This is a genomic window from Marinobacter sp. AC-23 (assembly GCF_001858325.1).
Classification (GTDB): Bacteria; Pseudomonadota; Gammaproteobacteria; order Pseudomonadales; family Oleiphilaceae; genus Marinobacter.
Window position 1 is genome coordinate 115195 of the sequence record NZ_MBPP01000067.1, and the last position, 20438, is coordinate 135632.

22 protein-coding genes and 1 pseudogene are annotated in these 20438 nt (G+C 54.2%); 14 read left to right on the top strand and 9 right to left on the bottom strand.

What is annotated here, in order from left to right:
* Positions 1–9 precede the first annotated feature (9 nt).
* The 4 genes from BCA33_RS17270 to BCA33_RS17280 all read left to right on the top strand — a co-directional run bounded on the left by BCA33_RS17270 (position 10) and on the right by BCA33_RS17280 (position 6183).
* Positions 10–3531, top strand: a complete 3522-nt coding sequence (locus BCA33_RS17270) for an indolepyruvate ferredoxin oxidoreductase family protein (RefSeq protein WP_071267801.1) — start codon at positions 10–12, stop codon at positions 3529–3531.
* Entirely contained in the window at positions 3524–4705 is a 1182-nt protein-coding gene (locus tag BCA33_RS17275) for an amino acid aminotransferase (protein WP_071267803.1), read from the top strand. Before BCA33_RS17270 ends, BCA33_RS17275 begins: the two co-directional genes overlap by 8 nt.
* Before the next feature lie 96 nt (positions 4706–4801).
* Positions 4802–5152, top strand: coding sequence for a hypothetical protein (locus tag BCA33_RS22920; protein ID WP_368087264.1), 351 nt, complete (start codon positions 4802–4804; stop codon positions 5150–5152).
* Positions 5131–6183, top strand: a complete 1053-nt coding sequence (locus BCA33_RS17280; RefSeq protein WP_368087265.1) for a sodium-dependent transporter — start codon at positions 5131–5133, stop codon at positions 6181–6183. Before BCA33_RS22920 ends, BCA33_RS17280 begins: the two co-directional genes overlap by 22 nt.
* Here the strand turns inward: BCA33_RS17280 and BCA33_RS17285 are convergent.
* Positions 6116–6784: an SDR family NAD(P)-dependent oxidoreductase gene (locus tag BCA33_RS17285; RefSeq protein WP_071267805.1), complete on the bottom strand. Its 669-nt coding sequence runs from the start codon at positions 6782–6784 to the stop codon at positions 6116–6118. The genes BCA33_RS17280 and BCA33_RS17285 overlap by 68 nt on opposite strands.
* 163 nt (positions 6785–6947) lie before the next feature.
* Complete coding sequence (locus tag BCA33_RS17290) at positions 6948–7352, bottom strand: PRC-barrel domain-containing protein (protein WP_071267807.1); 405 nt, start codon at positions 7350–7352, stop codon at positions 6948–6950.
* 191 nt (positions 7353–7543) lie between these two features.
* Between BCA33_RS17290 and BCA33_RS17295 the strand changes: the two genes are divergently transcribed.
* The 3 genes from BCA33_RS17295 (at position 7544) to BCA33_RS17305 (ending at position 10409) form a co-directional block, all read left to right on the top strand.
* A complete protein-coding gene (locus BCA33_RS17295; protein ID WP_071267809.1) occupies positions 7544–8062 on the top strand; it encodes a hypothetical protein in 519 nt (172 codons plus the stop codon).
* Between the two features lie 543 nt (positions 8063–8605).
* Positions 8606–9949: a sigma-54 dependent transcriptional regulator gene (locus BCA33_RS17300; RefSeq protein WP_071267811.1), complete on the top strand. Its 1344-nt coding sequence runs from the start codon at positions 8606–8608 to the stop codon at positions 9947–9949.
* A 166-nt stretch (positions 9950–10115) separates the two neighbouring features.
* A complete protein-coding gene (locus tag BCA33_RS17305) occupies positions 10116–10409 on the top strand; it encodes a PRC-barrel domain-containing protein (RefSeq protein ID WP_071267813.1) in 294 nt (97 codons plus the stop codon).
* On the opposite strand, the gene BCA33_RS20320 is transcribed toward BCA33_RS17305, so the two are convergent.
* The 4 genes and pseudogenes from BCA33_RS20320 to BCA33_RS17315 all read right to left on the bottom strand — a co-directional run bounded on the left by BCA33_RS20320 (position 10399) and on the right by BCA33_RS17315 (position 11739).
* Positions 10399–10596 (bottom strand): hypothetical protein, encoded by a 198-nt coding sequence (locus BCA33_RS20320; RefSeq protein WP_139173044.1) that lies wholly within the window; start codon positions 10594–10596, stop codon positions 10399–10401. The genes BCA33_RS17305 and BCA33_RS20320 overlap by 11 nt on opposite strands.
* A 59-nt stretch (positions 10597–10655) precedes the next feature.
* On the bottom strand, positions 10656–11084 hold the full coding sequence (locus BCA33_RS17310; protein WP_071267815.1) for a 2,4'-dihydroxyacetophenone dioxygenase family protein: 429 nt from the start codon (positions 11082–11084) through the stop codon (positions 10656–10658).
* Between the two features lie 25 nt (positions 11085–11109).
* Positions 11110–11190, bottom strand: a pseudogene (locus BCA33_RS22280) (hypothetical protein); the annotation flags it as partial.
* A gap of 57 nt (positions 11191–11247) precedes the next feature.
* On the bottom strand, positions 11248–11739 hold the full coding sequence (locus tag BCA33_RS17315; RefSeq protein ID WP_139173045.1) for an AraC family transcriptional regulator ligand-binding domain-containing protein: 492 nt from the start codon (positions 11737–11739) through the stop codon (positions 11248–11250).
* A 172-nt stretch (positions 11740–11911) separates the two neighbouring features.
* On the opposite strand from BCA33_RS17315, the gene BCA33_RS19985 reads away from it, so the two are divergent.
* The 5 genes from BCA33_RS19985 to BCA33_RS17335 all read left to right on the top strand — a co-directional run bounded on the left by BCA33_RS19985 (position 11912) and on the right by BCA33_RS17335 (position 15903).
* Positions 11912–12898: a hypothetical protein gene (locus BCA33_RS19985; protein ID WP_083394808.1), complete on the top strand. Its 987-nt coding sequence runs from the start codon at positions 11912–11914 to the stop codon at positions 12896–12898.
* A complete protein-coding gene (locus BCA33_RS19990) occupies positions 12895–14622 on the top strand; it encodes a YdbH domain-containing protein (protein ID WP_083394809.1) in 1728 nt (575 codons plus the stop codon). The genes BCA33_RS19985 and BCA33_RS19990 overlap by 4 nt, the downstream gene beginning before the upstream one ends.
* Before the next feature lie 24 nt (positions 14623–14646).
* Positions 14647–14862 carry a YnbE family lipoprotein gene (locus BCA33_RS17325; RefSeq protein WP_071267819.1) on the top strand — a complete coding sequence of 72 codons (216 nt, stop codon included), beginning with the start codon at positions 14647–14649 and terminating at the stop codon, positions 14860–14862.
* Positions 14863–14906: 44 nt separating this feature from the next.
* Complete coding sequence (locus BCA33_RS17330) at positions 14907–15251, top strand: YdbL family protein (RefSeq protein WP_071267821.1); 345 nt, start codon at positions 14907–14909, stop codon at positions 15249–15251.
* 106 nt (positions 15252–15357) lie between these two features.
* The gene (locus tag BCA33_RS17335) at positions 15358–15903 is read left to right on the top strand and encodes a DUF5610 domain-containing protein (protein ID WP_071267823.1); all 546 of its coding nucleotides are present in this window, start codon (positions 15358–15360) and stop codon (positions 15901–15903) included.
* Here BCA33_RS17335 and BCA33_RS17340 read toward each other — a convergent pair.
* Positions 15900–16649: a PA2778 family cysteine peptidase gene (locus tag BCA33_RS17340; RefSeq protein WP_254774552.1), complete on the bottom strand. Its 750-nt coding sequence runs from the start codon at positions 16647–16649 to the stop codon at positions 15900–15902. The genes BCA33_RS17335 and BCA33_RS17340 overlap by 4 nt on opposite strands.
* Before the next feature lie 163 nt (positions 16650–16812).
* Entirely contained in the window at positions 16813–17214 is a 402-nt protein-coding gene (locus BCA33_RS17345) for a PA2779 family protein (RefSeq protein WP_071267825.1), read from the bottom strand.
* A gap of 391 nt (positions 17215–17605) precedes the next feature.
* On the opposite strand from BCA33_RS17345, the gene BCA33_RS17350 reads away from it, so the two are divergent.
* Both BCA33_RS17350 and BCA33_RS17355 read left to right on the top strand, forming a co-directional pair.
* Positions 17606–18748 (top strand): L-lactate dehydrogenase, encoded by a 1143-nt coding sequence (locus tag BCA33_RS17350; protein ID WP_071267889.1) that lies wholly within the window; start codon positions 17606–17608, stop codon positions 18746–18748.
* Between the two features lie 38 nt (positions 18749–18786).
* Positions 18787–19152, top strand: coding sequence for a DUF488 domain-containing protein (locus BCA33_RS17355; RefSeq protein ID WP_368087266.1), 366 nt, complete (start codon positions 18787–18789; stop codon positions 19150–19152).
* On the opposite strand, the gene BCA33_RS17360 is transcribed toward BCA33_RS17355, so the two are convergent.
* Positions 19147–20373 (bottom strand): PLP-dependent aspartate aminotransferase family protein, encoded by a 1227-nt coding sequence (locus BCA33_RS17360; protein ID WP_083394810.1) that lies wholly within the window; start codon positions 20371–20373, stop codon positions 19147–19149. The genes BCA33_RS17355 and BCA33_RS17360 overlap by 6 nt on opposite strands.
* Positions 20374–20438 lie beyond the last annotated feature (65 nt).

Consider the following 20438-nt stretch of genomic DNA (forward strand, 5'->3'; position numbering starts at 1 on the left):
GAGGGCGCCATGTCCACCGACATCTCTCAGCTGGATAATTACAAGCTTGAAGATCGCTACCTGCGTGACTCTGGCAGGGTTTTTCTTACCGGAACCCAGGCTTTGGTTCGAATCCCGTTGATGCAAGCCGCTCTGGATCGAAAACTGGGGCTGAAGACCGCAGGTATGGTTAGTGGCTACCGTGGCTCGCCTTTGGGAGCATACGACCAAGCCCTGTGGCAGGCCCAAAAGCATCTGGATGAAAACCGCATCGATTTTGTGCCGGCTATTAACGAAGACCTCGCAGCGACCATTATGTTGGGCACCCAGCAGGTAGAAACCGATGACGATCGCCAGGTGGATGGCGTATTCGGGATCTGGTACGGCAAGGGGCCAGGCGTTGACCGCGCCGGAGATGCTCTGAAACACGGCACGACTTATGGCAGTTCACCGCACGGCGGCGTGCTGGTTATTGCCGGTGATGACCACGGCTGTGTGTCTTCCTCCATGCCGCACCAGTCTGATGTGGCGTTCATGAGTTTTTTCATGCCCACGATTAACCCGGCCAATATTGCTGAGTATCTGGAGTTTGGCCTCTGGGGCATTGCCTTATCCCGTTACAGCGGTTGCTGGGTGGGTTTCAAAGCGGTGTCTGAAACCGTAGAAAGTGCTGCCTCGGTTGAGTTGCCGCCGCTGCCGGAGTTTGTAACCCCGGATGATTTTACTCCGCCGGAAACTGGCCTGCATTATCGTTGGCCGGATTTGCCGGGGCCTCAGCTGGAAACCCGCATCGAACACAAGCTGGCGGCGGTACAGGCGTTTGCCCGGGCCAACCCCATTGATCGTTGCCTGTTCAATCATGCCGAGGCGCGTTTTGGCATTGTCACCACCGGAAAAGGCCATCTGGATCTTCTGGAAGCGCTTGATCTACTGGGCATTGATGAAAACCGGGCCCGTGAGATGGGACTGGATATCTACAAAGTGGGCCTGGTGTGGCCGATTGAGCGCCGGGGCATGCTCAACTTTGTTCATAGCAAGGAAGAAGTACTGGTTATCGAGGAAAAGCGGGGCATTATCGAGAGCCAGATCAAAGAGGCCATGTCCGAGCCCGACCGCCCCGGCGAGGTTCTGATTACCGGCAAACAGGACGAGCTGGGCCGGCCTTTGATTCCCTATGTCGGCGAGTTGAGCCCCAAATTGGTCGCCGGTTTTCTGGCCGCCCGCCTTGGCCACTTTTTCGGCGAGGATTACAACGAACGCCTGATGGCCATCAACAGTATGAGCAACGCTCAGGATCCGGGTGGCGTAAAGCGCCTGCCGTATTTCTGTTCAGGCTGTCCTCACAATACCTCCACCAAAGTGCCGGAAGGCAGCAAGGCGCTGGCCGGAATCGGTTGCCACTTTATGGCCTCCTGGATGGGCCGTAACACCGAATCCCTGATCCAGATGGGTGGTGAAGGGGTCAACTGGATCGGCAAGAGCCGTTACACCGGCAACCCCCATATATTCCAGAACCTGGGGGAGGGCACGTATTTCCATTCTGGCTCCATGGCGATTCGCCAGGCGGTTGCTGCCGGCATTAACATTACTTACAAAATCCTTTTCAATGATGCGGTAGCGATGACCGGCGGTCAGCCTGTGGATGGCCAGATTACCGTGCCCATGATTGCCCAGCAGGTCGCTGCGGAGGGTGTGCGCCGGGTTGTGGTGCTCAGCGATGAGCCGGAAAAGTACGACGGCCATAAGCAACTGTTCCCAAGCGACGTAACCTTCCACGACCGCACAGAACTGGATAGCGTTCAAAGAGAGCTGCGTGACATTCCCGGCTGCACCATTTTGATATACGACCAGACCTGTGCCGCTGAGAAGCGCCGCCGGCGCAAGCGTAATCTGTACCCGGATCCCGCTAAGCGGGCGTTCATCAACCACCACGTGTGTGAGGGGTGTGGCGACTGCTCCGTGCAGTCGAACTGCCTTTCTGTCGTGCCCCGCCAGACCGAGCTGGGCCGCAAGCGCAAGATTGACCAGTCCTCCTGCAACAAGGATTACTCATGCGTTAACGGGTTTTGCCCGAGTTTTGTGACCATCGAGGGCGGTCAACTGCGCAAATCCCGCGGCATGGACACGGGTTCTGTGCTTACTGGCAAACTCACGGATATCCCGGAGCCGGTGCTGCCGGAACTGGCGGGCTCCTACGATGTGTTGGTAGGCGGCGTCGGTGGCACAGGCGTTGTAACCGTAGGTCAGCTCATTACCATGGCAGCACATCTTGAGGCCAAGGGTACGTCCGTTCTGGATTTTACCGGTTTTGCCCAAAAGGGCGGCACGGTGCTCAGCTATGTACGCATGGCGCCGTCTCCTGACAAACTGCACCAGGTTCGTATCAGCAACGGCCAGGCTGATGCGGTAATCGCCTGTGATTTGGTGGTTGCGTCGTCCCAGAAAGCATTGAGCGTTCTGCGGCCAGATTACACCCGTGTGGTCGCCAACGAGGCAGAATTGCCCACCGGGGATTATGTGCTTTTCCGTGACGCGGACATGCAGTCAGAAAAGCGACTTGATTTGATCCGTCACGCAGTTGGCGACAACAACTTTGCACGAATGGATGCCAATGGCATCGCCGAGAAGCTGTTGGGCGACACGGTGTTTTCCAACGTGATGATGCTGGGCTTTGCCTGGCAGCGAGGGTTGTTGCCGTTGTCGCAGGCTGCGCTGATGAAAGCCATTGAGCTGAATGGCGTTGCGGTTGAGCGCAATAAGGAAGCCTTTGGCTGGGGTCGCGTTGCGGCGACAGATGTGAAGGTTATCACCGACCTGCTAAACACCGGCGAGGCGCAGGTAAAGGAAGTGAAGCCGGAGATGAGCCTGGACGAGCTGATCAACAGTCGCCACACACATCTGGTGAACTACCAGAACCGCCGCTGGGCAGCTCGCTATACCACTCTGGTAAAGCAGGTGCGTGGAGCAGAGGAAAAACTGGGTGAGACCAACCAATTGCTGACTCGCGCCGTGGCTCAGCAGTTGTACCGGTTCATGGCCTTCAAGGATGAATACGAGGTGGCCCGGCTGTTCGCAGAAACCGACTTTATGAAGGAGGTGAACGACACCTTCGAGGGTGACTTCAAGGTTCACTTCCATCTGGCCCCGCCCATCATGAATCGTGGTACCGATGCCCAGGGCCGGCCCAAGAAACGTCAGTTTGGCCCCTGGATGTTCCGTGCATTCAAACTGTTGGCGAAGTTCCGCGTGCTGCGCGGCACAGCCATAGATCCGTTCAGCTATTCCGCTGACCGGAAAATGGATCGAGCTCAGTTGAAAAACTACGAGCAGCTGGTGGAGCGGATTGTCAGTGAGCTGGATGCCAGCAATTACGACACCTTCCTGCAACTGGCAGAATTGGCCAGTGAGGTGCGGGGCTATGGCCCAGTGCGCGAGCAGGCGGCAGAGGCGATTCAGGAAAAACAGACACAGCTGATCAAGGCTCTGGATACTGGCAGCCCGACACTTATCCGGACCAGTCAGGTAGACGATAAGGAGGCAGATCATGTTTGAGGCGCTGAAACAGTTACCTCAGGATCCGATCCTTCACCTGATGCAGGCGTTCCGCGACGATAATCGGCCAGACAAGGTTGATCTGGGGGTTGGGGTCTATAAGGACGACGCCGGTCATACACCCATCATGGCCGCGGTGCATGAAGCCGAACGGCGTCTGCTTGAAGGTGAAACCACCAAGAGTTATGTAGGGCCCGCCGGGGCCGCAGGCTTCAATGAGTCCATGGCGCGCCTCATTCTGGGCGACAGTAATAACCTGGTTCACGATGGCCGAACCTCGGTGATCCAGACGCCGGGCGGTTGCGGTGCATTGCGTATGGCTGCTGAGTTTTTGCGGCTGTGCCAGCCAGGCACCACAGTTTGGGTCAGTACGCCTACCTGGGCCAACCACATGCCGCTATTAGGTGGCGCCGGCCTGAACATTCGCGAATATCCCTATCTCAATTGCGAGACATTAACGGTAGATTTCCCCGCCATGCTCGCGACACTGGAAGGTGCCAGAGCAGGGGATGTGGTTCTGCTCCACGGCTGCTGCCATAACCCATCTGGTGCTGACCTGACGTTTGATCAGTGGCAGTCGGTTACCGAACTGATCCAACGTAAGGGGTTGTTGCCCTTTGTGGATATGGCCTACCAGGGGTTGGGTGAAGGCCTTGAGGAAGACGCCGCCGGCCTGCGGTATTTGGCGGGCCAGGTGCCCGAGATGGTGGTTGCCGCTTCCTGTTCCAAGAACTTCGGCCTATATCGGGAACGCACAGGTGCCCTGATGCTGATCTCGGCCACAAGTGGCATTAATACGGCGGCAACCAGCCAACTGTTGAACGTTGTGCGCTCCCATTACTCCATGCCCCCGGCCCACGGGGCCGCCATCGTCGAGACCATTCTGGCTGACGATGCATTGCGCGCAGGATGGCAAAGAGAACTGGGCGGCATGTGTGAGCGCATTCTGGGCCTGCGACACGCCTTTGCGGATGCATTGGCTCCGGTGGGTGACTTTGGCTTTATTGCCCGGCAACGGGGCATGTTCTCGTTTCTGGGAATAACACCGGAACAGGTTCGCCGACTGCGAGACGAGCATGGCATTTACATGCTGGAAAGCAGCCGGGTTAATGTGGCCGGCCTGAATGATCAGGTGTTGCCAAGAGTCGCGAGCGCGATACGCAGCGTAATGTAGCGACCCATATTTCCGAACACGATAGCGAATCAGAGCCTCGTTCCCAGAGGCTTTGCATTATGACGATCCGACAAAAACAACTATTCGGAGAACACAATGAGTGAGACGGTTCATCCCCATCAGCAGGCCAGCAACCTCTGGACCTCTAAAATGGCCTTTGTTCTTGCTGCTGCCGGCTCAGCCGTTGGGCTTGGCAATATCTGGAAGTTCCCCTATATCACCGGTGAGAACGGTGGTGGCGCTTTTGTACTGGTTTACCTCGCCTGTATTTTTCTGATTGGCGTGCCGGTTCTGATTGCAGAAATCATGATTGGCCGCCGGGGCGGGCAAAGCCCGGTTGCGACTATGCGCACCCTCACAAAAACGGAGGGCACATCCAAAGGCTGGCGTATAATTGGCTGGAACGGCGTGGTTGCTCCTTTCTCGTGCTTTCCTTCTATGCAGTGATTGGCGGCTGGGCGCTGGTTTATATTGGTAAAGCGGCGATCGGGACGTTTGTTGGCGCGGATGCAGAAGCCGTAGGCAGTCAGTTCAACGACCTGTTGGCAAACCCGTGGGAGCTGTTGTTCTGGCACACAGTCTTTATGGGCATTGTTGTGTTTATAGTAGGCCGCGGCATTCGTTCTGGCCTGGAAAAAGCCGTCAACATGTTAATGCCTTTGCTTTTCTTACTGCTCATCGTGATGGTGTTTTATGCCATGAGCAGCGGCAGCTTTGGCCGTGCTGTCAATTTTATGTTCTCGCCAGATTTTAGCCGCCTGACAACGGAAGGTGTGTTGGTTGCCCTTGGCCATGCAGCCTTTACGCTTAGTATTGGTATCGGTGTACTGATGGCCTATGGCTCCTACCTGCCTAAAAACATTAATATTGCCAAAACTGCCATGACCATCGCGGTACTGGATACCAGTGTGGCTTTGCTTGCAGGGCTTGCTATTTTCCCGCTGGTTTTTGCCAACGGCCTTGAAGCGGGCGCGGGGCCAGGTCTTATATTTGTCACCTTGCCACTGGCGTTCGGGCAAATGGGCGGCGGCATTGTGTTTGGCGCCATCTTCTTTGCGCTGCTGCTGGTGGCTGCCATTACGTCGGCCATTTCCATGCTGGAGCCGGTTGTTGAATGGCTCGAAGAACACAAGGGCGCAAGCCGGGTTAAAAGTGCCGTGGGCGGCGGTTTTGCTGTTTGGGTAATTGGTATAGGCACAGTGCTGTCCTTCAACCTATGGAGCGATGTTCACCCGTTGGGTTTCATCGGCTTTTTTGAAGGCAAAACAGTATTCGATCTGCTCGATTTTCTGGTTTCTAACGTTATGATGCCTCTTGGAGGGCTTGCGATTGCGCTGTTTGCAGGTTGGGCTATCCGACGCGAAGGGTTGGCAGAGGATATCGGTCTGCAAGGCAGTGCCTTTAAAGCCTTCATGGTGATACTGAAGTACGTGACACCGGCAGGGATCGCGATTGTGTTTCTTTATAATTTGGCCTGAAGTCTGCAGGTTTTATCTTCACTTTAACGCCTCTGCCAATAGCGTCTTTTGCCAGCGCCGCAGTGAGGTTGGCAAGCGCGGCATTGGTCGCAGCATACGGCGGGAGGCCATTACTTGGTTTGACGACATCAATAGACGTGGTGTTGATAATGCTGCCGCCTGGAGGAAGATGCTTTAATACAGCGCAGCAGAACTCGATGGTACCGGCAATGTTGGTTTTTAAGGTATCTTCCAGCTCGTCGTCTGCAAGCTCTTCCAATTCACGGTAGGTTTGCGGGTGCGCGGCATTGTTTATGAAAATGTCTATGTGGCCGAAGGTTTCAACGACTTGGCGTATGACATTCTCACAGGCATGGTGCCCGGCCTTATCCATTTGTAAGGCGAACACTGAAGCTCCGGTGCCCCGGATCAGGTCCGCAGTCACTGCCGCGTCTGTGTATTCCTTCATATACGTAAATGCGATATTTGCGCCTTCTCTTGCGTAAGCAACGGCGATCGCGCGACCAAGACCGCTGTCTGCGCCGGTTATAAGAACAGCGTAGCTCTGCAGTTTTCCTGCCCTCTTGCAGAGGCCGTTATTGTAATCGAATGACGAGTCCATTTTGCCCTCCTGGCCCGGAATAGCCTGGCTTTGCTCGGAGAGATAATAAGGCCTGCGCATCCGCTAATATTCTGTGTTTTGTGTCGGTAATCCGCGCCGTCCAAATACCGAAACGCTGGCGGCGCGAGGTAACACAGACCTACTGGCGTGCGAAGACATTCACTTACTCATCTACGCTTTCCATATCCATGGGGTCGTAATCTGGCAGCGCCAGCAATTCCTTTTGGCTCATGTCGGTAGTGAGTGTTTCGCCGTCACTGGACATTGAAAGTGTATCCAGTGGCACGGCCACCTCCTTCATGCTGTCTTTGAGGCCGATGACGGCCATGTGCTGCCCGGACTTATCTTTAACGATTTCGTCAATATCTCCGATTTCTTCTTTTGAGTCGTTGTAAATGTCCATGCCCTCAAGGTCATCCGGGCTCATAGAACTCAGTTTGCTTTGTGGGCTGTGCTGCTCGGTGGTGGTTGCTTTGCTGTCAGACTTCATCTTGCCGTCATCAGCTGCATACACCACAGAAGCTCCTGCCAACGTGAGACCTGCAATTAACGCTATATAGCTTTTCATAACTCATCTCCTAACTGCCGTCTGTTTCGTCAACTGCTTTTATGGGTCGACGTTAGTAGATTTGAGCAATCCTTGTGCCACAAAAATACAGGTTGCAGTTTGCTATCGAAGTGGAGTGTCGCTGCACGCGGTACGTATCTTGCTGGTTACTTCGTATTACTCACGAACAGAGCGTTTACGGAGGTGTCCCCATGTTTGAACGTGATGCCGTGTTGGAGGAGCAGTATTTCCATAAAATCAGTGCAGAGTTCGATAACCAGGTGGCCGCATGCCGTGTGGCTGAATCGCTGAAACTCGCAGGGATACCCCTTGAGCAAATCCGGGTTGTGCGGCCAAATGACCCGAATATCGCGCGTAAAATTGAACCCGAAGCGCACGGAATTGCCCAGGCGCTGTTTAGTAAGTTTGTGGTGTTGGGGTTGATAGGCTTGGTGGTCGGGCTGACAATCGCGGCGTTACTGGGTGCCATCGGCCTGGCAGTGGTTCGGTCGAGCTCCGTGATGACCTTTGTCGCCTTGGGCCTCTTGTATCCTATAGTTGCCGTTCTTCTCGCTGGCACAGTATCTCTGAGACCGGATCATGACCTATTAATAGAAAAAACACGTATGGCCACGGATACAGGCCTCTGGGGCGTTGTGGCGCATTGCGTTACCCGGGAGCAGCAGGAACTGGTGAAAACAACCATTGGCAGCAGCACACAAATTCTGTGAACACAGCAGACAGCAGATGTTTGCTTTGATACAGATGGCTGTGTAAGGCTTACATAGTGCAGGGTAATTTTTACAAAAAGTAACGATTTATCACATTGGTGCGGCGTTTACACGATGGAGTCGCTGGGTCGCATTGCGACCCAGCTATCAGGCATGCAATCAGCTATCGCTGTCACGCAATTTGTCGAACTCCTGTTCAGCCTCTTCTTTGCTCTTCCCGTAGCGTTCTTTCATAACGCCGGAAAACTCTTCCCGCTGATAAATGTCCGGCAGGCTAGCTATACCTAAGCGGTGTCTGTGCCAACCGCTGTTATGAGTTAACGCTGTTGTTAGCGAAAATAACAACAGGTTGCAGTGTTTAAGCGCTGAAAATATGGTGGTTTTTACCGGCTTTTATGTGGTGCGATCTCGTTAATATCGACTATATTGTTATCGTAGGTATGGGAAGAGATAAACGTGGGTGTACTCAACTTACAACTGGTGAAGTGTACAACCGCCGGCCTGGTGCATTCTTTGGACAGGCTGCAGGATTAAGGAAAATCTGTGCCTCATGCATTGCTGGTTGATAATGATCCCAAAATTCTCACGCAGATTAGTGAGATTTTTAAATGCCATGAATTTTCTGTGACCTCGGTTAGTGGCACCGAGCAAGCGCGAGATATCATTCTCAGGGCGCGGCCCGAAGTGTTGCTGATCAACCTGGATGGGAATGATTTGAGTAGCCGGGCCAAGCTCTTTACGTTTTTGGCTCATTCCAATATCGCCGATGTAACCCAGATATTTCTCATGAGCAGTTCTCCTTCCTATGTTCAGGCCGCAGAAGGTATGAGGATTGGGGCTCGGGATTTTTTCGAGTACCCAGGTCACCTGAACAGGCTGGCGGCGGCGTTGGAACTATACAAGCAGGAGATGAGTTGCGAGAGCGGCAGTGCCAGCACCAGAACTGTACATCAAAGCGGACGCGGGCTTTTGATAGGAGAGTCCCCGCCGATGGAGCATTTGTACAAAACCCTTCGAAAAGTCGCGCCTGCAGATATTTCTGTTTTCTTAAGCGGCGAGAGTGGTACGGGTAAAGATCTGGTTGCTCGCACTATTCACGCGCTTTCTCAACGAAATCATTGCCCTTATGTTGCGGTTAACTGTGGCGCAATCGCGGCCGATTTGGCCGAAAGCGAGTTGTTTGGGCACGCAAAAGGTGCTTTTACTGGCGCTAGCGGTGCCCATAACGGGCTTTTTGCACAAGCTGAGGGGGGCACTCTGTTTCTTGATGAATTAACAGAGATGAGGCTCGAATTGCAGGTGAAGCTCTTGCGTGTGTTGGAATCGCGATCATTTCAGCCAGTGGGCGCGGAGAAAATGCAATCATGCGATGTACGCGTTATTGCTTCAAGCAACAGAGATCTGAAGGAGGCCATACAGGAAGGGCAACTTCGCCAGGACCTATATTATCGGACCGCTCAGTTTTCATTGGAGATTCCTTCTTTGCGTGAGCGTGGAGAAGACGTTGTGGACTTGGCCCAGGCATTCCTTTGCGAGCAGTGCGAAGTCACAGGTATCAAAAAGGAGTTTTCTGACGAAGTATTGGATGTATTCCGCATCTACCGTTGGCCCGGCAATGTACGTGAGTTGCGGAACGTTGTGATACGGGCTTTTTTGTTGGCGGGTAGCGAAATCTCCGTGGACGATTTACCTCACAATTTTATGGCTGAACAGCCGACAGCTTCGGATGATCTCCGATTAACAGCTGGCCAGACACTTGATGATGTCGAGCGGAATATAATTCTGGCGACACTGCTGCACCATAACGGCAACAAAACGGTTGCTGCAAAAGAGCTTGGAATCAGCTTGAAAACACTCTACAACCGCCTTAAAGAATACAAAGCATAAGGCTGGTCACCTCCACATTGCGTAATCAATACACTTTTCTCGGCTCGATATTTGAGCTCACTGCCTGTTTGTTATAGGCAGTCAAACGTTGGCTTATAATCTGCATCACTGAGGTTCATAGAACCGTTGGTGCTGAAAGGGCGTCACAAACAAGCGCGGGTGTGTTATGCCGCACAGACTTGCCAGTGTTGAATTAAGCCGGTTGCTCAATAATTCCGTTAAGAATCGCGAAGGCGAGGTTCTTGGGCACATACACGATATCGTTCTTAACCCCAGCAGCGGTCGTATTGAATACGTGAAGTTGACGTTGGGTGCCGATGAGTTCGGTGCGTTGGACGCATGGATAGCTGTTCCCTGGAGCCAGTTCAAATTGGTAAATGTTACAGCGGATATTGAGCTGAATATCAGCTGTAAAGTGCTAAGAATGTGCGCCAGACGCCCCGAAGATACTAACGGGTAAGGGTAGCGGCCCCGAACTCATCCGCCAGCTCTTGCATGGCCTGCTCAAAACTGCACACCGGTTTGTAGCCTAGCAATTTCTCGCATTTTTCTGTCGAAAACTCATTGGGACCACCCATAAGTCGGTAAGACTGCCGGGTTATGGGTGGGCGCTCTTTTTGTTTGCGGGCATGTCCGACCCATTCCAATACGGGCGCCAGCACCGGTAACGAATGCAGTTTTAATGTCGCGCATGTTTTGCTCCGAATTACTCACCGAAAACGATGACGTTGCTCCCGAAAATAGCAAACCACACCACGGCATCTTCTGTGGCGTCATCAGAAACGGTCAAGGTATGCAGGGATTGGGCGGGTTCGTACAGATAGGAGCCCGCCTTGTTGATTTTGTCTGGGTACTCCTGATAGAACCATTCGCCAGACATGGTGACTGCAAAGACCGGACCGGTGTGGTAGTGGGTATCTATGCCGAAACCCGGCTTGAAGCGGTTTCGCACGACCCAGAGGTTCTGGTTCAGATCCACCTGGAGTACCTGCAGCTTTGAGCCATCGGGCAGGCTTACCCATGGAAGGTCTTCGTCCAGCAAAAGTATGGCCTCTCGGGAATGTTCGCGGGATACGACGCCGCAAATGTTTCTGGCCTCCCTGGGCCTGTTTCCAGGCTCGTGGGCTTTGGCCAAACCAGCGCTGAAATGCCCGAGAGAAGGCGCTCAGCTCGGAGTAACCCAGAAGGTCTGCGAGTTGGGTCAGGCTGACATCAGAATCTGTCAGGTAGCGCTGGGCCATGGATTTTCGGGTGCTGCAACCGGCGCGCGACACCCATGGCCAGTTCGGAAATGTGTCTCAGAGGCGCCCCATCCTGATTGCCCTGGTTATAGCTGGAATAAGCAGGTCTCCCTGTCGTTCAAACCCGACATAGGCACCGCTGGAATACAGGTGGTAGTAGTACGCCAGTTCCTGCAGTGACTCCCCAACCGTGCGTGCGTTCTGAATCAGATAGAGAATGGGGCCGAAAATGGCAACACCCTGGTACAGCCCATACTCAAGGCCAAACAATGGGTTTCCGGATTTTTCGGCGCAGTGTTCTAACAGGTTGAGAAAACGCAAGTACGGAATCAGGCTTTCGGGGTTCGCCAGAGTATCCGTTGGCAGCCTTGCGGCTTTCAGCATGGCTGAGGAATTCAGTCCGGTTTGCAGGCAATACTCGTCAAACAGAGCGGCGAGATGACGGATCGCTACCTCATCAAGGGAGCCTTGCCCGCAGGCCTTCATCTTGGGCAGTTTGGGTATTGTATTTGCCATTATTGGTGGCGTACCACGGTTGTTCCTGGGCACTGTGTCTTCCCGTCTATTGTGCTCCGGCTTCCAGGAATGACGAAATAGGCGACGATATTCAGGTGAAATAGCTTCGGCGAAAGTAAGCAGTTACTGTACCCTTTTCGGGTGCAGTGACTATCTTGGGTCGGCTGCATCTTTAAACCGGTAAAGGGTCGGGAGACAGCCCTCAATGCGCATTGCCTGGAAACCGCTTGGCTGGGGATTGTTCGCCGTTTGGGTGTTCATTTTAATTGTGAGCCTGGTGGCAGTCCGCTACGCCTGGAACGACCTGCTGCAGCAGAACGGTGTTGAAACGCTGGAATGGCAGGGCCTGGACCTGTCTTTCAGTGGTGCAACGCTACGTGACTTAACACTTACCCAGTCCTTGCCGGCGAGAGAGGTGGAGCTGCACGGCCGGAGTGTGTCGCTGGATTGGCGCTGGCCAAAGTTTGGGCAAGGGTGGCTGCCACAGTTGACGGCGCTGAAGGCCGAGCACCTGGAGCTCAACTGGCAGACAAAGCCCGAAGAGCAGAGCACAGCGGAGCCGCGACAACCTGCGCCCTGGCCGCCAGAGCTGCCGGCTTGGCTACCTTCGGAGGTAGCTGTTCAGCAATTTGAAGTAACTGTACCTTGTGAAACAGGCAGTTGTCCTCTGGCAGGCAGTTTTTCGATTACCAGTTCGTTACCCACGGCGGGTGGCACTTCTCCGTCGCTTGCCGCCGCAAACTCACGCTTTCCCATTAAAGCCAATGTGCAGCTTGATCATGAAGGGCATCAGGTAGGTGTTCTAGCCACGCTTGATGGCGCCTGGGATGCAGACCTGAACTTTTCTTCAGAACTGACTATTGATGGCACGCGTTACTTAACGGCAGAGTCGAGTTACAGCAACACCAATGCACAGGGGGTGGTGTCTTGGCAGGGTTCTGTTTCCGTGCCGGATTTGCCGCAAACAGATTGGTTGCTGGCCTGGCTGCAAGCTTGGCAAAGTACGCCCACTGAGCATTGGCCAGAGCAGCCAGAGGCCGGGTCGGTGGCTGCCAGCTGGTCGTTGCAGGGCCCCGTAAGCCGAAAATTCCTGGCGCAGGTGTCGGGGAATGTGAAGATCCAGGCGAGATTGCCGCAACCCTGGCCGGCGCCCGGCTGGGAAAGATCAGCGGTAACCTGGAGGTGGCGTTGACGGCTGAACAAGGCCAATGGCAGCCAGAAACCTTGCAGGCGGATCTGGCCCTGAGTCATCCGGCGGCGTGGATCAACAAGATACCCGAACTGATGCGGCCAGACTCACTGAACCTGTCGGTTCGCCCGAGTAATGCAATGGCACCAGACGGCCAAAATCCCCCACCTGCAGAAGCCGGCATGGAGCGAGCCTTTTTGCCGCTGAATATCGTGTTGCGCACACGTGGAGGCGCAAATGTTTCCATGAACTCGCATCTCGCGGTAACCACCAGAGCCCCGTGGGCAGTTCAGTTGGGCACAACCCAGCTAAACGCTGCCTTGCCAGAGTTGGAAGTGGCTGGCTGGTTATTGACCAACCCCAAGGTGCGAGTGGCGTTGTCTGGCAGGCTGGATACCACCGCTGCGGCCTTGAGGCTCGGTGCGTCTTCGGTTCTCGAAGTTGACACGCTTAAGCCACTTTCCGGAGCGGCGGCAACGGCGAAGGAAATGCAGGTCAAAAATTTTCACATCGATCTTGCCAACACCGAACTGAAAGCGGGTTACCGGTGGGAGCAGGGCAAGCTCAATAACCTAAGCCTCGACGGCCCCATTGGCCTGAATGCAAAGCAGGTTAGGCACCCTCTGCTACTTCCGCAATCCTGGCAGTTCAACGGCAGAGTGAATAGCGATCTGGCTGGCACGGGGGTTGTGGGGTTGCTGAAAGCGAAAACCGGAACAACCGTAAATCTTGATGTAGGTGCTCCATACGGCGGGCCTTTTACGCTTGAGGGTAAGATGCGGGTGAGCGGCGAGCAGGAAGCCGAGGCTTTATCCGATATCTTCTCGATTTGGCCGCCAGAGCATACGGTAGCAGGCGGCACCGTCAGTGCTAATGCCACTTATGAACAGCCGCAAAATGGGGAGGTGCGATTAGCGGGAAAGCTGGTGTTTGCTGATTGGAGCGGCACATACGATCGCACAGCCTGGAGCCGGCTGAATGGTTTGGTAGAGTTTTTTATTAAAGACGATCTTATAAGTGTGACAACACCAGAGCTGACAGTAGCGGAAGTGAACCCCGGGTTGCCAATTGGGCCTGTGCTCTTGGCCGGACACTACAAAGCACCTCTGGCACAGCTTGCTACTGGGCAGCTAACTCTGGAACAGGCGAGTTCGGGGGCTTTGAACGGAGACATAAAAGTTCAGCCAGGAAGCTGGGATCTGTCGCAGGCACCGGTGACGATTCCTGTTGAGCTCGCGCAGCTTAGCCTCGCGCGCCTTCTGCAGTTATACCCGACGGAAGGGTTAGCAGGCACAGGAATCCTTAGTGGCACTGTACCCGTGTTGTTTAACCCCGCCACTGGGATACGGGTAAAACAGGGCCGTATTGATGCGCTAAAACCTGGCGGCCGGATACAGCTGACGGCTGAGCGGTTGAAGGCGCTGGCCAGTCAGAGCGAGGCCATGAAGCTGGTGGCCCAAGCGCTGGAAGATTTCCGGTACTCTGTGCTGGATAGCGGTATCGACTATGATGAAGACGGTACCCTGCTGTTAAAACTTCACCTTGAAGGCAACAGTCCGGAAGTTGGCAACGGCCGGCCGGTGGTACTGAATATCAATCTGGAAGAGAACATTCCTGCGTTGCTTACCAGCCTGCAGTTAAGCGGCAGAGTGAGTGACGCCGTGGCGGAAAGAGTCAAAAAATTACTGCAGAAGCGTGAGCGCGATTCAGGCGACCTGTTAGAGTAGAGGGTAACAAAGGAGTACACCGATATGACGCAATTTGGTTCGAGGTTTCCCCAGCGTGCGTCCGCACTGTTAGCGGGCTTGATTATGGGTAGCTTATTGATAGCTTGTACCCCGACCGTTCAGGTGGCTGCGCCTAAGGAGCCGATTACCGTGAACTTGAACGTAAAAATTAAGCATGAAATTTACGTGAAGGTCGATAAAGACGTGGACGAGCTGTTTAGCGAAAAGGGCCTGTTCTGATTGCCTTGGTGTTTTGTACAAAACGAATTATTAGGGAGTTAACCATGACATTATTTGCCCGATTCAGCGCTCTGATTTTAGCCACTTGCCTGGCTTTTCCGGCAATGGCCATGAGTTTGGATGCAGCGAAAAACGCCCTCGAATCTGCAAAAAGCCAAGGCCTTGTGGGCGAAACGACAACCGGCTATCTCGCCCCTGTAGGCTCTGACCAGAAGGCAAAGGAGATTGCGAGTGCAATCAACGACGCCCGGCGTGAAGCTTACAAAAAAATCGCTGAAAAACACGGCATTGCGGTAACCAAAGTGGAGACCGTAGCTGGGCAAAAAGCGGTCGAGAAAACGCCTTCTGGACAGTACATCCAAGTGGATGAGCACTGGATAAAAAAATAAGGATAAACCGACCAAGGCTTGAGCGCTTTATAACCAATCGGTCTTAAGGCCAAGTTGGCACCTGCCGATAACCGTTACATATAGTTCCTTGCAGGAGGTAAAGGCTATGGTAGCGCCAATTATTGGTCGTGGGCCGGATGTGACCGGTCGAATGAATGCAGGTTTGTCTCAGGCCACGCCCGCTGGTCGGGTAACCCCAGGGGTGGGTACCGATAAGCAGGCTTCTATCCGTACGCCAGCAGACGCTATTAATGTTATGCGCGCTCGCATAGAGCAGCGGTTGCAAGAAGCCATGGGCGGCCAGAATAAAGCCGTATCCGGGGCCGATAAATACGCCGCTCAAGCCCAGCCACCAACCGCCTCTGATGTTGCCAGCGTGATTCTCGGGTTCGTTCAGAACCGCCTGCAAGCGGAGGCAGACGCTGGTGCCGATGTGGAGAAGCTGGCGGATTTAATGTCTCAGGCCCGAGCGGGCATTGAGAAAGGTTATGCGGAAGCTCGGGATCAAATCGTGGCTCTGGACATGATGAATGAGACGCTTGGTGCGGAGATTGATGAAGGCTTCAATCTTATCCAGGACGGCCTGCTGAATCTTGAGAAACTGTTTTTAGGTAAAGAGCCGGAAGTGGACAGCCCCACCGAGACCGGTTAATCAGAGCCCTGCTTTTGTGAGCGTTTCTTTGCTTCCTGGGCTTTGTTCAGCATTGCAAAAGACTCCTCGTCTTTGCCCTGTTTGGATAAAGCCTCGGCCAGATTGTTCCAGCCGGCGCTTATGTCAGGAAATCTTTTGGTCATGGCGCGATAATATTCTTCCGCTTCTGACCAATGGCCTTGCTGATAAGCCAGGTTTCCCAGGCCAAGCATGGCTGCGGGCTGATCTGGCCAAGCTTCCGCGGCTGCTTTGTACGCAGATTTCGCGGCTCTTGTCTGTTGGGTTGTTTCCAAATCGTGGGCCGCCATCAAAAAAGTGAGCGGTTCGGCCGTTGCTGGAAGCTGACCTGGTGGCAGGATTACCCGGGCCCACTGTTCCGAGCGCTTCCAGGTCGCCATAAATGCTCTGACTGGTAGGCGGTAATTCTCTTCTGTGCCCGAATGCAGTATCAGCACTTCTTTTTTGCTGTCATAACCAGTCACCACGGCAAAGTGCCATTGCGGCCACCAACCAAAGCGCAGGTTTTGTAGAACCAGAACCGGATGCCCGGCCCGAACTTCCTGAAGCACAGCTTCCAGTTCCGGCGCTAGCGGATATACCAGCATTCCGTATTGGCGAGCTGCCGCCACCATCTCGACCTGCAAGGCACCTTTTCGCTCCGGCAGGTATACCTTGCTCACCAATTCATCAGGCGTAGCCGCCACATCCTGTGCGTTGAGCATCATCGCAAGTGAAGCAGGGCACACTGATAGCGCTCTTGGGGGTGAAATGGCACGTCGGTGAGCGTTACCGCGTCAAAGGTGTCTGGCCATTTTGGTTGGCTGGCGCAGCCTGAGAGCATCACTCCCAGGAGCGCCACCAAAATGAGCCGGGCCGGGTTCAGCCGGAAAGCGTGCACGGCAATGCCGGTTAGCGGATGCAGTTGATAAACGGGAAGATATCCGTTGCGCACAGCATGTCTGTAATGATGAAAACCAACAGGAACAATACAATTATACCTACCACACCTTCACCAGTAGGCGCTTCGGCAAGCTGCTGTTGGAAGTCTGCAAGCTCAGAAGGGGTGAGGCTTTGAATTCTGTCTCGCACTTCCTGTTCGCCAACGCCCATGCTCGCCAGCGTGCTTTTTACATCTTCGCGCTCGAGCATGCCCATCAGAGCCTCGCGGTCTACATCTGCGCGCTGTTCAGTCAGGAGTTCGCCGGTGCCGACAATGTTGGCAGAGGCAGGAATTGCCCACATGGAACTCAATACCATTACCAACGCCATGATTGCTGAAACGGACTGGGTGTAGGATCGGATTGCTTGCATTGGGCTGCTCCTGTTAGGGATCTGTTTGTGTTTTTGGATCAGTCAGCAAAGAAGTGTAAACACTTGCGCGCCATTTGCCGACAAAATCAGATTACTATGCATTAACCCCCAGTTTAGATTTGGTGTCGGACAAGCATAGCTTTGATCCGGCCAATTTGCTTCATGGGGTTAAGACCTTTAGGGCAATAGGCGGTGCAGTGTCTCGAGTTATCACATGCTCCATAAGATCCAGAACCATACGTTAACTGGAATCCACTTCCACGTCCTGCACATAGGGAGCGTTGTCTGTTTCCGGGTTATAGCGGTAGAGTTGTACGATGATTGAGTCCATAAATCTGGTTCCTCTTTGTAGATCTGGAATTGCTAGCAAAAACGGAGAATGCACAGCGCCATGATTACACCCGCAAATACAACGGATAACCGCAAGCTTGCCCAAGCTCGCTTGCCCCAGATGATGTTCGACTACTTTGATGGCGGCGCTTTTTCGGAACAGACTCTTAGAGAGAACACGGAGGATTTCCAGCGTCTGCACTTTCGCCAGCGGGTAATGCGGGACGTTTCCAGCGCTTCAGTAACCACGCGAATACTGGGTCAAGATGTTGCACAGCCGTTAGTACTTGCGCCTGTGGGTTTGGCCGGCATGCTCGCACGGCGGGGAGAAGTTCAGGTGGCTCGGGCAGCGCAGAGGGGCGGTGTACCGTTTTGCCTGAGCACGGTATCGATCTGTTCGCTGGAGGAAGTTGCTGCGGCGACCCGCTCGGCTAATTGGTTTCAGCTTTACGTTCTGAAAGACAGAGGCTATTCCGAAGCGCTGCTCGATCGCGCACACAAAGCCGGATACACCACGCTGGTGTTTACCGTGGACCTTCCCAAGCTTGGCGTGCGCTACCGGGATGTGCGTAACGGTATGAATGGCGGCCTTTCTGCGTGGGGCAAAGTCCAAAAGCTGTCTGATCTGCTTTCGCACCCCCTTTGGCTTTGGGATGTTGCCATCAAAGGCAAGCCTCTTACCTTCGGCAATCTCTCCGATGCCGTACCTTCGGGCCGTAATCCTGAGGATTTTAAAGCCTGGGTGGATCAACAATTTGATGCGTCTGTTACCTGGAAAGATCTGGAATGGGTGCGGCAGCACTGGCCAGGCAAGCTTGTTATCAAGGGGATTATGGATCCCGACGACGCCCGTTCTGCGGTGGACGTGGGAGCGGATGGCATTGTTGTTTCTAACCATGGAGGCAGGCAGCTCGATGGCGCACCCTCAACCATCTCGGCGTTGCCAGCCATCGTAGAAGCCGTGTCCGGAAAAACCGAGATTCTGTTCGACGGTGGAGTGCGGTCTGGCCAAGATGTTGTGCGGGCGCTTTGTCTTGGTGCGAACGCCTGTCTGGTGGGCCGTGCATGGGCCTATGCGTTGGCAGCCGGGGGCGAAATGGGTGTTTCCCGTATGCTGGAAAACTTCCGCTATGAGGTGGAGCTGACCCTTGCACTGCTGGGTAAAACTTCGGTAGAACAGTTAAATCCGGATGATCTTGTCTAACCGGTGTCGGTGTTTCTGACGGGTAAAACGGAGGTTTGATGATGGAAATTCGAATCAAAAGAGCTTACGAAGACGCCGCGCGTTCTGATGGCCCACGTATTCTGGTCGATCGAATATGGCCCCGTGGTGTTGCCAAGGAGGATGCAGAACTTGAGGCTTGGCTGAAAGGGCTGTCGCCGTCTACTGAGCTGCGAAAGTGGTTTGATCATGACCCTGAGAAATGGGAAGAGTTTCGGCAGCGGTACTTGAAAGAGTTGAAGAACGCAGAGGCTGCAGACGACCTGAAAAAACTGCAGTCAATTGTAAAAGAGCACAAACGCATCACGTTGGTGTTCGCCGCCAAGGACACAGAGCACAACAACGCTGTGGCCCTTCGCGACTTTCTGAATAACGGTGACTTATAGCTGGCTAAGTGCCTGTTGAAGATCTGCTATCAGGTCTTTTGCATCTTCCAGCCCAACAGACAGGCGCAGCATACTGTCGGTTATGCCACGACGTTCCCGCTCCTCGCGGCTGATGCCGTGGTGGCTTGTAGCGCACGGCTGAGAAACCAGGCTTTCTACCCCACCCAAACTGGTGGCTAGCAGGAAGACCTGCAGGCTGTCCGCGACTTTGATGGCCTGTTCCCGCCCCCCCTTGATCTCTATGGTCAACACGCCCCCGAACCCATCCATTTGCTGCGCGGCTAAGCTGTGGCCGGGAAACTCAGGCAGCCCCGGGTAGAGTACTCGTTTGATCGCCGGGTGGCTTTCCATCGCACGGGCAACGGCCAGGGCATTCTCGTTGTGCTGCCTTACCCGCACAGGCAAGGTTCTCAAGCTACGCGAAAGCAAGGCAGCGGTTTCCGGAGCCAGAATCTGGCCGAGGTTTTTCCGCCACAAGGCGATGGGTTTAATGCGCTCTGCAGAGGCCATGACTGCGCCGGCAGTGATGTCGCTGTGCCCACCAAGGAATTTGCTGGCGCTATGGAGACTCAGATCCGCACCTAGCGATAACGGCCGTTGGTTCACGGGTGAGGCAAAGGTGTTGTCCACTGCGAGAAGGGCGCCTTTGGCATGGGATTGCTGTGCGAGCGCCCGAATGTTCAGTATGCTCAAAGTCGGGTTGGCCGGCGATTCGCAGTATACCAGCATGCCGGGTTTGTTCAGGGCGCTGGCAAGCTGGGCGGGTTCATGCCGAAGTAGGAAGGTAACGGGAATGCCCAGGGGTTCCAGGTGCTTGGTCAGTAGCTCCTGTGTACCGCCGTAAAGATCACCAACGCAAACAATACCATTACGGCCATGGGCAAATAAGGATGCCGAGATGGCCGCCATGCCTGAGGCAAAGGCAAGTCCATCTTCTGCACCCTCAAGGCCTGCCAGCCCCTGTTCTAATTCCTGAATGGACGGATTAGTCCCCCAGCGTGTATATAAATTACCTGGCGCACGGCCTTCGATGACCTCTTGCAGGGAGGCTGTATCCGGGAAGCGGTACGTAGTGGTGTTGTAAACCGGCGAGTAAGGGCTGCCAAAATTATCCTTGTGACGGCGGTTATGAATGATTTGGGTTGCCTTGCCCTGTTCTTGGGTGGGCTCTGATTTAATGTTGGGTTCCGGCGTTGGTTGTGTCTCGGAATCGGATTGCATGGGTGCTCCCTGAAGCTGGCGATAGAATTTAAATAAAGTGTGGCGGCACAGTGGGAATTATTCTG

What these genes read in the sequence shown, in the direction of transcription:
- BCA33_RS17270 (WP_071267801.1), top strand. Translation starts at nt 10, where the DNA reads ATGTCCACCGACATCTCTCAGCTGGATAATTACAAGCTTGAAGATCGC.
- BCA33_RS17275 (WP_071267803.1), top strand. Translation starts at nt 3,524, where the DNA reads ATGTTTGAGGCGCTGAAACAGTTACCTCAGGATCCGATCCTTCACCTG.
- BCA33_RS22920 (WP_368087264.1), top strand. Translation starts at nt 4,802, where the DNA reads ATGAGTGAGACGGTTCATCCCCATCAGCAGGCCAGCAACCTCTGGACC.
- BCA33_RS17285 (WP_071267805.1), bottom strand. Translation starts at nt 6,784, where the DNA reads ATGGACTCGTCATTCGATTACAATAACGGCCTCTGCAAGAGGGCAGGA.
- BCA33_RS17290 (WP_071267807.1), bottom strand. Translation starts at nt 7,352, where the DNA reads ATGAAAAGCTATATAGCGTTAATTGCAGGTCTCACGTTGGCAGGAGCT.
- BCA33_RS17295 (WP_071267809.1), top strand. Translation starts at nt 7,544, where the DNA reads ATGTTTGAACGTGATGCCGTGTTGGAGGAGCAGTATTTCCATAAAATC.
- BCA33_RS17305 (WP_071267813.1), top strand. Translation starts at nt 10,116, where the DNA reads ATGCCGCACAGACTTGCCAGTGTTGAATTAAGCCGGTTGCTCAATAAT.
- BCA33_RS19985 (WP_083394808.1), top strand. Translation starts at nt 11,912, where the DNA reads ATGCGCATTGCCTGGAAACCGCTTGGCTGGGGATTGTTCGCCGTTTGG.
- BCA33_RS17325 (WP_071267819.1), top strand. Translation starts at nt 14,647, where the DNA reads ATGACGCAATTTGGTTCGAGGTTTCCCCAGCGTGCGTCCGCACTGTTA.
- BCA33_RS17330 (WP_071267821.1), top strand. Translation starts at nt 14,907, where the DNA reads ATGACATTATTTGCCCGATTCAGCGCTCTGATTTTAGCCACTTGCCTG.
- BCA33_RS17335 (WP_071267823.1), top strand. Translation starts at nt 15,358, where the DNA reads ATGGTAGCGCCAATTATTGGTCGTGGGCCGGATGTGACCGGTCGAATG.
- BCA33_RS17345 (WP_071267825.1), bottom strand. Translation starts at nt 17,214, where the DNA reads ATGCAAGCAATCCGATCCTACACCCAGTCCGTTTCAGCAATCATGGCG.
- BCA33_RS17350 (WP_071267889.1), top strand. Translation starts at nt 17,606, where the DNA reads ATGATTACACCCGCAAATACAACGGATAACCGCAAGCTTGCCCAAGCT.
- BCA33_RS17355 (WP_368087266.1), top strand. Translation starts at nt 18,787, where the DNA reads ATGATGGAAATTCGAATCAAAAGAGCTTACGAAGACGCCGCGCGTTCT.
- BCA33_RS17360 (WP_083394810.1), bottom strand. Translation starts at nt 20,373, where the DNA reads ATGCAATCCGATTCCGAGACACAACCAACGCCGGAACCCAACATTAAA.